The 1,685-nt window shown below is 69.7% G+C and carries 2 protein-coding genes and 1 pseudogene; all 3 read left to right on the forward strand.

What is annotated here, in order from left to right; all coding sequences use genetic code 11:
• Nucleotides 1-225, forward strand: a pseudogene (locus ACGF0D_RS44210) (amino acid permease); the annotation flags it as partial.
• Nucleotides 226-697: 472 nt separating this feature from the next.
• Complete coding sequence (gene kdpF / locus ACGF0D_RS44215; protein ID WP_045693083.1) at nt 698-787, forward strand: K(+)-transporting ATPase subunit F; 90 nt, start codon at nt 698-700, stop codon at nt 785-787.
• Nucleotide 788: 1 nt separating this feature from the next.
• Nucleotides 789-1,685, forward strand: an 897-nt coding sequence (locus ACGF0D_RS44220) for a potassium-transporting ATPase subunit KdpA (RefSeq protein WP_392926244.1), incomplete at its 3' end; no start/stop codon positions are given.

Consider the following 1,685-nt stretch of genomic DNA (forward strand, 5'->3'; position numbering starts at 1 on the left):
GTGGAGATCCCGGACGTCCACCGCCGGCTGGGCAGGCCGATCGCGGACTTCGTCAACGAGCTGGGGGCGGAGCACGTCTACGACCGGCTGACCGTATTGATCCCCGAGGTGGAGCCGGCCCGCTGGTGGCAGCGGGCGCTCCAGAACCGGCGCGGCGCCGTGATCGACCGCGCCCTGCGGCGGCACACCGACGCGGTGGTCTGCCGGCTGCGCATGCGGATGTGACCGGGAACGGGGTACGGGGAACGGGGAGCGGGGCGGCCCCGGACGGCAGCCTGCCGTCCGGGGCCCGCCGTTTTCCGCTCCCGAGCCGGCCCACGCGGGCCCCGGCCACGTCTCGGCCCGATCACGACGGTCTCGGTCCGGTGAAGCGCCCGTCAACGTCGCGTCAACGTCGCGCTGTCACCCGTATGGACGGCGTCAGGGCCCCATAACGCGCCCCTGACGGCTGGTTTGCTGCATCTGCCGGTCTTCCGCCGGTGCCGCGCGAGCCCCTCCGGCCCAGGTCGCGGCATCTCCCGAACCACTCTGGTGGAGCCCATGTCCGATCTCATCTACGTCGGTGTCACGGTCGCCGTGTTCGCCGTCATCGCCCTGATCGCGCGGGGGGTGGAGAAGCTGTGAGTGAGCGCAGCGAACGAACCATCGGAGGGCGCGTGTTGCGCCAGGCGCCCAGCGAGCGCAGCGAGGTGGCCGCATGAGCGCGGAGAACATCGCTGGTCTGGTCGTGGCCGTCGCGCTCGTCGGCTATCTCGTCGTGGCGCTGATCTTCCCGGAGAAGTTCTGACATGGGATCCACTCTCGCGGGCTGGCTGCAGGTGCTCGCCCTCGTCGGCGCGCTGGCCCTGTGCTACCGCCCCCTCGGCGACTACATCGCCAAGCTCCTCACCTCCGCCAGGCACCTCAGAGTCGAGCGCGGCATCTACAAGCTGATCGGCGTCGACGGCGACGCCGATCAGCGGTGGCCGGTGTACCTCCGCTCGGTGCTGGCCTTCTCGGCCGTCTCCGTCCTCTTCCTCTACGGTCTGATCCGCCTCCAGGGCTACCTGCTGCTGAGCCTGGGTGTTCCGCAGATGGAGGGCCACCAGGCCTGGAACACCGCCATCTCGTTCGTCGCCAACACCAACTGGCAGTCCTACGCGGGCGAGTCCGCGATGGGCCAGGTGGCGCAGATGGCGGGTCTGGCCGTGCAGAACTTCGTCTCCGCGGCCGTCGGCATCGCCGTCGTCGCCGCGCTGGTCCGGGGCTTCACCCGGAACAGGACGGACCGGGTCGGCAACTTCTGGGTGGACCTCACCCGGATCAACCTGCGGCTGCTGCTGCCGATCTCGATCGTCTTCGCCCTGGTCCTGGCCGCCAACGGCGTGATCCAGAACTTCCACGGCTTCCACGAGGTCACCGGCCTCGCGGGTGAGGCCCAGAAGATCCCGGGCGGCCCGGTGGCCTCCCAGGAGGTCATCAAGCTGCTCGGCACCAACGGTGGCGGCTTCTTCAACGCCAACTCGGCGCACCCGTTCGAGAACCCGACCGGCTTCACCAACCTGGTCGAGGTCTTCCTGATCCTGGTGATCCCGTTCGCGCTGCCGCGGACCTTCGGCCGGATGGTGGGGGACAACCGCCAGGGCTACGCGATCGTCGCCGTGATGGGCCTGTTCTGGATCGCCTCGACCGCCCTGCTGACCTTC

Source organism: Kitasatospora sp. NPDC048298, from assembly GCF_043201465.1.
In the GTDB taxonomy this organism is placed as follows: Bacteria; Actinomycetota; Actinomycetes; order Streptomycetales; family Streptomycetaceae; genus Kitasatospora.